The following is a 6,624-nucleotide window of genomic DNA, read 5'->3' as shown; positions in this document are numbered from 1 at the left end:
TGAAAGGCGTGGGCCCCTGGACCGCCGACTACGTGCGCATGCGCGTCACCGGCGATCCGGACGTGTTCCTGATCGACGACGGCGCCCTGCGCGCCGGAGCTCGCCGGGCCGGTTTGCCCGCGGACACGTCCGACCTACTCGCCTGGTCGACCCACTCCTCGCCGTGGCGCAGTTATCTGACCACCCACCTGTGGAGGGCGCCCACCGTGCCCGCACAGCCGCCCGAAGGAGACCCCTCGTGACCGCCACATTCCAGACACTGAACACGCCGGACGGGCCGTTCACCGTGATCACCAACGAGGCGGGGAAGGTCATTGCCTCCGGGTGGACCCCGTCCGTGGAGGACACCGCCTCGCGGATCCGTCCTGTCCATCGCCCGGACGACATTGCGGAAGGGCCCGGGGATGCGGCGTCCGCCGTGGAGGCCTTCTACGCGGGGGATGTGCACGCCGTCGAGACTGTGGAGGTAGAACTGCACGGCACCGACGGTCAGCTCGCCGGGTGGAAAGCGCTGCGCCGGATCGAGCCCGGACAGCCACTGAACTACTCACAGTTCGCGCGTGCCCTGGGGAGTCCGTCAGCCGTGCGCGCGGCGGCGTCCATTTGCGCACGCAATCCCGTAGCCCTGTTCGTGCCCTGCCACCGCGTGCTACGCACGGACGGTTCTCTGGGCGGCTTCGCATGGGGGCTCGACATCAAACAGAGCCTGTTGGACCGTGAGGCAAACGCCTGACGTACCCCGTTATGGCTCAGACGGCGCGCTTCCCGCAGCCCGCAGCAGTTTCTCCCCCAGCGCCGCTACCGCAGCGCGAACCTCTGAGTCCTCGATCACCGTGAACTCGCAGGGCAGCAGGATCAGCCACTCCGAGGCCTGCTGGGGACTGTCCGCGCCGGTGATGAATTCGCAGACCCCAGGTTCAATTTCTCGCAGTTCGCTGCTTCCCCAGCGCATGTACTCCGGCGCGTCCTCCGCCGCCGATTCTGCGTGAATGACCACGCGATGCTTATATGCGCCCAATGGCATGGGCTCGCGCAGAGACTCCAGCGCCTCATCTGCATCCGCCCTGCGGTGAAAATTCCAGTCACCCACCCGCACGTCGGCCATGCGATCGAGGCGGAAGGACCGCCAAGCCTCGCGAGCGACGTCGTAGGCGGCCAAGTACCAAACGCGCCCGCGACACGAGACCTGGTGCGGCTCGACCCACCGCTCCGTGAGGGCCCCGTGCCGGTCCACGTAGCTGAAACGAAGCCTACGCCGCCGCCTGGCAGCGTCCGCGCAATCCGCCAGGACCTGGGGATCCACCGAGGTCGACACCCTGGACACATCTGTGGATGCACGCAGTTCGCGTGCTTTCAGCCGTGCAGCTGGAGGCAAAATGTCGTCAATCTTGGCGAGTGCCCTGGACACGACCTCAGCATTGGCCACGTGCCCCGTGGCCCCGGTGAGCGCGAGATTGACCGCGAGCGCTTCCTCCTCATCGAGCGATAGCGCGGGCAGCGCCTGGCCGCGACGTAACGCGTAACCGCCGCCCTGACCGGGCTCGGCATCCACGGTGTAGCCAAGATTCCGCACGCGGTCGACGTCGCGGCGCAACGTTCGCGGCGTAACGCCCAATTCTGCGGCGAGCTCGGGCCCGGACCACACGGTGCGATGACCGAGCAAGCTCAGCAGTTTCAGGGCACGCGAGGTCGGATCCGTCACGCACTCAGTGTGACTGCGGACAGGATCTGACCGCAATGGGGTCCACGATGCTCTCACCAATAGTTGAAGCACTCGAGAGAGGCAAGATCATGGGTTTCCTGGTCCCCCAGGCATACGGCGAAAAAGACGTTCTGATCACCAATGTCCTTCATCAGCTCGCGCAGGTGCGCACCAGCGTCTACGGACTCAGCAATGAGCAGGCGCATTCCGCGCCAACGGCATCGTCGCTGAATCTCACGGGGTTGTTGCGGCACTGCGCGCTGGTGGCCGCGGGGTGGTCCACCATGGCCGCACAGCAGATCAACATGCCGGATGTCCCGGGGGACATTGGTGAAGACATGGATATGGAGGATTGCGTGGCCCACCCCGCCACGGTGGATGAGACACTCGAGTTCTTCGATCGCTGCGTGACGTACGCGTCCGAGCAAATGGAGTCCATTACCGATCTGAGCGCTCCCATGCCCATTCCGGACGCACCGTGGTTCCCGCCCGAGCTCGAATTCTGGGAGGCGCGCTGGGCATTGACCCACGTCATTGGTGAACTCGCGCGCCACGCTGGGCACGCGGACGTCATCCGCGAGTCGATCGACGGCAAAGGTTCCTACGAGTTGAACGATTTGGTGGACGGGTTGGACCCGAATCGGGAGTGGTGATGCGTGTTGGTAGAGCCACCGGCCGGACGCCTTTTCATAATTCGGAAATCATAATTAACATTCCGGAAAGATAGAGTGTTGTCCGGCAAAGTCCCACACGGCTACGCTCAACAGCACAACCGCCACGGCGAGTCCTTTTGACAAGGTTGTCTACCGGGCACGAATCAAGTCACAGCGCGAGCCGCAAGGCGGGTACGTGGACCCGTGCATTCCGGGTCTCGTACGCTTTGCGGGCTGCCTCAGCACCGACAAGCCGAACCCCGTGATCCGGAGAGCCTCGTGAAAAACCGACATGCGTCAGCCGCTACCACCGCCCCGCAGCGCCCCGAGGACGAGTACCTGGGCATCGGGCGGTCCCTGGCCTACGGCCTCCAGCACGTCTTGACGATGTACGGCGGAGTGGTTGCGGTGCCACTGATTATCGGAACCGCCGCCGGTCTGGACGCCACCGGAACAGGCATCCTGGTGGCGGCCGCGCTATTCATCGGTGGCCTGGCCACCATCCTGCAGAGCATCGGTGTTCCCTTCCTGGGTGCCCAACTGCCACTGGTGCAGGGTGTGTCCTTCACGGGCGTGGCCACCACGCTGGCCGTCCTGCAGGGCACACCCGGCGAAGAAGGCCTCCGCATCATCTTCGGGGCGGTGCTGGTCGCTTCCGCGCTCGGTTTCATCCTGGCGCCGTTCTTCGCGAAGATCATTCGGTTCTTCCCACCGGTCGTCTCCGGAGTGGTCATCACAACCATTGGTCTAACGCTGATGCCCGTGGCCGCGGGATGGTCCCTGGGGTCCGAAGGCGATCCGTCTCACGGCTCCGTGGCCAACGTCGGTCTGGCCGCGTTCACTCTCTTGGTGGTCCTGGTGCTCTCCAAAGTGGGTTCGGCCGGGATCTCACGCTTGTCTATCCTGCTGGCCATCGTGATCGGCACGGCCGTGGCGGCCCTGCTGGGCCGCGCACACTTCTCCGGCGTGGGTGAAGGACCCGTGATCGGCTTGCCAACCCCCTTCGAATTCGGCGCGCCGCTGTTCGTTGCATCGGCCGTCCTGGGCATGCTCATCGTGATCATCGTGACGATGACCGAAACCACCGCGGACATCGTGGCCGTGGGGGAAATCGCCCAAACCGGTGTGGACTCCAAACGCATCGCCAACGGTCTGCGCGCGGACATGCTGTCATCCACGGTGGCCCCGCTGTTCAACACCTTCACACAAACGGCCTTCGCGCAGAACGTGGGTCTGGTGGCGATCACGGGCATCCGCAGCCGCTTCGTCGTGGCCGGGGCCGGGGTGATCATGGTGGTGCTGGGGCTGCTGCCCGTGCTCGGACGCGTGGTGGCGGCCGTCCCCTCGCCCGTGCTGGGAGGTGCGGGCATCGTGCTGTTCGGGACCGTGGCGGCGTCGGGAATCCGCACCCTGACCGGCGTGGATTACCGGTCGGGTCTCAACCTGATGATCGTGGCCGTCTCGCTGGCCATGGGCCTGATCCCGGTGGTCTCGCCCACTTTCTATGATCAGTTCCCGTCCTGGGTCCAGGTGGTTCTGGGATCCGGAATCAGTGCCGCCGCGCTCACCGCCGTACTGCTCAACATCCTGTTCAACGAGCTCACCTTCGGGTCACGCCCCGGCGCGTCCACCTTTGCCGCGTACCCGCCGCGCGTGTTGCCCAAATCCGTACTCCAGGGACTCCGAGAAGGGGACACCCTGGTCAATGGGCGCCTGATCAGCGCGGACGGCCATGAAATCGCCGCGGTCGATGACCACCTGGTGGACGAGGTCCGTCGTCGCGTGGAGACCGGCGAACTCACGGACACCGGTCAAATCCGCAGGATTTACAAAAACGACTCCCGGTGATTTTGCGACCACCGCGCCGCACAACGATTGAAAGTGAGCATCATGACTCCGACATCCAACGCATCGGCCCCGGATGAGGCGACCATTCAAAAATACCTGCGGACCGCCATTGAAGCGGCCGCGCAGAACGCCTCCGTTGACGGCGGGCCCTTCGGAGCGGTGGTCGTCACCGCGGACGGCCAGCATTTCACGGCCGTCAACCGCGTGACCGCCGACCACGACCCCACCGCCCACGCCGAGGTCTGCGCCATCCGGGCCGCGTGCAAGGCGCTGGGCACGCACGATCTGTCCGGCGCGGTGCTCTACACCAGTTGCGAACCATGCCCCATGTGCCTCTCATCCTCCCTGTGGGCGCGCCTGGACGCGGTCTACTTCGCGGCCGATCGTCACGACGCCGCGGAGGGCGGTTTCGACGACGCCGTGTTCTACGAGTTCTTCACGGCCACCCCCGCCGAACGCGACAGGTTGGTTCCCGTCCGCCACATCGCGGTGGAGAACCGCAAGGCACCGTTCGAAGCGTGGGCGGCAAACCCGGTGCGGGCCGAGTACTGACCATCGCCCTCTTGATCGTGGCGGTGTCTGAGCATGGGCGGACACTAGAGGTCCACACATAGCTTCTTTTGGAGGTTTGACCCCATGTTCATCTTCAACACAGCCACCACGGCCAATGGATTCCTGGCCGATCCCCATGACTCACTTGAATGGCTGTTCCAGGTCAAGAGCGAGGCTCCGGACATGGAGCCTTTCACCCGGACCGTCTCCGTGTTCGTAATGGGTTCGTCAACCTATGAATGGTTGCTCAACACCGAGAACATGCTCGAGCACCCCGAGAAATGGACCGGATTCTTCGGGGAGCGACCCAGCTACGTATTCACGAGCCGTGATCTTCCCGCGCCTCCCGGTGCGGATGTCAGGTTCCTGAACAGCTCCGTCCCCGAGGCGCTTCCCACGATCACGGAAACCGCCGGCCACGGCACTGTATGGGTCATGGGCGGTGGGGACCTGGTCGGCCAGTTCTTGGACGCCGGCGCTCTCGATCGCATCATCATGACGCTCGCGCCGGCATTCCTCGACAGTGGAAAACCGCTCCTTCCGCGCACCGTGTATCCCAACCGTTTAACCCTCAAGGGTGCGCGGACGGTTGGCCAGTTCGTGGAAATCACGTACGACGTCGTGGGGTCGAGTCCCGGCGCATAGCCACCGCTCGCCCTACGCAGAAGATGTTCGTGCATCACGTCATGGATGACGGCCCTCACGGTTTCGATCCCGCGGACTATGTGATGCCACAAGATATTGCCCGGTACTTCACGCACCCAGGTTGGCACATCCTGGTCGACGATGTCCGCGAGCGCCACGTGTCCGGCGGCGCCGGGGCACACCATTCACTGGACCGGTGATTGTGGCTCGCAAGCCGGAATAGATTTTGAACTCGACTCCAACAGCAAGCCGCCACACCGGTCCCGCCAAGAACCACGAGAGTGCTCATGGCGGGACCATGGCAGCGTCGACCAGAATTAGTTCTCCGTGGCCGGGTCCACGTCCTTGTTGTCGGTCATGGCACCAACGCCCTCGTCTGCGGGCTCGGCGTCTGCCTCAGTCCGGCTGCTCAGTTCTTCTCGTTCTTCCTCGGGGCTCATCTTGATTGAATCTTCACCCGGCTTGCCGTTGTTCTGTGCCTGCATGGTGCCTACCTTTCAGTGTCCGTATCCCTGGGAGAGATCCTCTTCCCCCGTTTGACCTTCGTAGAATTCCCGCTGCTCCTCCGAGTCAGCCTGGGCTGCAGCCTTATCCCGTTGCTCCTGGGCATCAACCTGGTTGACCGAATCCGGGTCCTCGTTGCGTCCTACCTCACTCATGGATACTCCTCCAGCTAGCGTTTTGACGTCTGTGAACCGTGTATCCCAACTGAGGATCCTCTCCCATAAGGGTGCTGTCAATCACTTAGCGGCAGGAACACGTGGTGACTCGGAGAAACAGGAAGGTGCACTCTCATCTGGACCCCTTGGCAAGAACGCGGTGCCGATCTACGATTCAAAGTGTTGAGATTTTTTTAATATCAGCACACATACCAATGCCGGAGTCACCCACTCCGACAACCGGGTGGACCCCCGTCCGGGGGCTACCGCAACACCAAGCAGATCGAGGCAAATTCATGATCATGAAAACGCTGCACGACGTCGGGATTCGCTCAGAGCACGCATACGCCGCAGGTTTGGGAACCATTGGCCTGTCTTTCCTCTCGTGGGGGATTTCCCGCGTGAAGCCCGATGACTCCAAGGCCCAGTCGGATCGATGGGGTATTTTCATCGGCCATTGGACGCCCACCTTCATGACGGTCGGGCTCGCCCTGGCTCAGTACGAGCAGAGCCAGTCCAAGAAGTAATCAACAACGCCAGATTCTCCTAGCGCCATGAGATGGCC

10 protein-coding genes and 1 pseudogene are annotated in these 6,624 nt (G+C 63.5%); 8 read left to right on the top strand and 3 right to left on the bottom strand.

The annotated features are described in order from the left end of the window. Together Q4E95_RS10095 and Q4E95_RS10090 are read left to right on the top strand one after the other, a co-directional pair. Positions 1 to 242, top strand: a pseudogene (locus Q4E95_RS10095) (DNA-3-methyladenine glycosylase); the annotation flags it as partial. Beyond that, positions 239 to 733: a methylated-DNA--[protein]-cysteine S-methyltransferase gene (locus Q4E95_RS10090; protein WP_303383185.1), complete on the top strand. Its 495-nt coding sequence runs from the start codon at positions 239 to 241 to the stop codon at positions 731 to 733. The pseudogene Q4E95_RS10095 and the gene Q4E95_RS10090, both read left to right, overlap by 4 nt. Positions 734 to 742: 9 nt before the next feature. Here the strand turns inward: Q4E95_RS10090 and Q4E95_RS10085 are convergent, their stop codons facing one another. Next, on the bottom strand, positions 743 to 1,702 hold the full coding sequence (locus Q4E95_RS10085) for a YafY family protein (RefSeq protein WP_303383184.1): 960 nt from the start codon (positions 1,700 to 1,702) through the stop codon (positions 743 to 745). A 47-nt stretch (positions 1,703 to 1,749) separates the two neighbouring features. Here Q4E95_RS10085 and Q4E95_RS10080 point away from each other — a divergent pair, with 47 nt between their 5' ends. The 5 genes from Q4E95_RS10080 to Q4E95_RS10060 all read left to right on the top strand — a co-directional run bounded on the left by Q4E95_RS10080 (position 1,750) and on the right by Q4E95_RS10060 (position 5,600). Then, positions 1,750 to 2,355 (top strand): DinB family protein, encoded by a 606-nt coding sequence (locus Q4E95_RS10080; RefSeq protein ID WP_303383183.1) that lies wholly within the window; start codon positions 1,750 to 1,752, stop codon positions 2,353 to 2,355. A gap of 279 nt (positions 2,356 to 2,634) precedes the next feature. Further along, the gene (locus Q4E95_RS10075) at positions 2,635 to 4,203 is read left to right on the top strand and encodes a nucleobase:cation symporter-2 family protein (protein ID WP_303383182.1); all 1,569 of its coding nucleotides are present in this window, start codon (positions 2,635 to 2,637) and stop codon (positions 4,201 to 4,203) included. Between the two features lie 42 nt (positions 4,204 to 4,245). Beyond that, entirely contained in the window at positions 4,246 to 4,755 is a 510-nt protein-coding gene (locus tag Q4E95_RS10070; protein ID WP_303383181.1) for a nucleoside deaminase, read from the top strand. Positions 4,756 to 4,839: 84 nt separating this feature from the next. After that, positions 4,840 to 5,400 carry a dihydrofolate reductase family protein gene (locus Q4E95_RS10065; protein ID WP_303383180.1) on the top strand — a complete coding sequence of 187 codons (561 nt, stop codon included), beginning with the start codon at positions 4,840 to 4,842 and terminating at the stop codon, positions 5,398 to 5,400. Between the two features lie 23 nt (positions 5,401 to 5,423). Continuing rightward, the gene (locus tag Q4E95_RS10060; RefSeq protein ID WP_303383179.1) at positions 5,424 to 5,600 is read left to right on the top strand and encodes a hypothetical protein; all 177 of its coding nucleotides are present in this window, start codon (positions 5,424 to 5,426) and stop codon (positions 5,598 to 5,600) included. Positions 5,601 to 5,717: 117 nt separating this feature from the next. Here Q4E95_RS10060 and Q4E95_RS10055 read toward each other — a convergent pair whose 3' ends face one another. Together Q4E95_RS10055 and Q4E95_RS10050 are read right to left on the bottom strand one after the other, a co-directional pair. After that, positions 5,718 to 5,885, bottom strand: a complete 168-nt coding sequence (locus tag Q4E95_RS10055; RefSeq protein WP_303383178.1) for a hypothetical protein — start codon at positions 5,883 to 5,885, stop codon at positions 5,718 to 5,720. Between the two features lie 12 nt (positions 5,886 to 5,897). Continuing rightward, positions 5,898 to 6,059 (bottom strand): hypothetical protein, encoded by a 162-nt coding sequence (locus Q4E95_RS10050; RefSeq protein ID WP_303383177.1) that lies wholly within the window; start codon positions 6,057 to 6,059, stop codon positions 5,898 to 5,900. Positions 6,060 to 6,361: 302 nt separating this feature from the next. Between Q4E95_RS10050 and Q4E95_RS10045 the strand changes: the two genes are divergently transcribed. Next, positions 6,362 to 6,586, top strand: a complete 225-nt coding sequence (locus Q4E95_RS10045; protein ID WP_303383176.1) for a hypothetical protein — start codon at positions 6,362 to 6,364, stop codon at positions 6,584 to 6,586. Positions 6,587 to 6,624 lie beyond the last annotated feature (38 nt).

Origin of the sequence: Kocuria sp. (genome assembly GCF_030536815.1) — a bacterium.
In the GTDB taxonomy this organism is placed as follows: Bacteria; Actinomycetota; Actinomycetes; order Actinomycetales; family Micrococcaceae; genus Kocuria; species Kocuria gwangalliensis.
Note: the sequence above shows the minus strand (reverse complement) of the source record. Positions and strands in the feature narration are given on the sequence as shown.

Coding starts and splice junctions, on each gene's coding strand:
- Q4E95_RS10055 (WP_303383178.1), bottom strand. CDS start 5,885: ATGCAGGCACAGAACAACGGCAAGCCGGGTGAAGATTCAATCAAGATG.
- Q4E95_RS10045 (WP_303383176.1), top strand. CDS start 6,362: ATGAAAACGCTGCACGACGTCGGGATTCGCTCAGAGCACGCATACGCC.
- Q4E95_RS10070 (WP_303383181.1), top strand. CDS start 4,246: ATGACTCCGACATCCAACGCATCGGCCCCGGATGAGGCGACCATTCAA.
- Q4E95_RS10065 (WP_303383180.1), top strand. CDS start 4,840: ATGTTCATCTTCAACACAGCCACCACGGCCAATGGATTCCTGGCCGAT.
- Q4E95_RS10080 (WP_303383183.1), top strand. CDS start 1,750: ATGCTCTCACCAATAGTTGAAGCACTCGAGAGAGGCAAGATCATGGGT.
- Q4E95_RS10060 (WP_303383179.1), top strand. CDS start 5,424: ATGTTCGTGCATCACGTCATGGATGACGGCCCTCACGGTTTCGATCCC.
- Q4E95_RS10050 (WP_303383177.1), bottom strand. CDS start 6,059: ATGAGTGAGGTAGGACGCAACGAGGACCCGGATTCGGTCAACCAGGTT.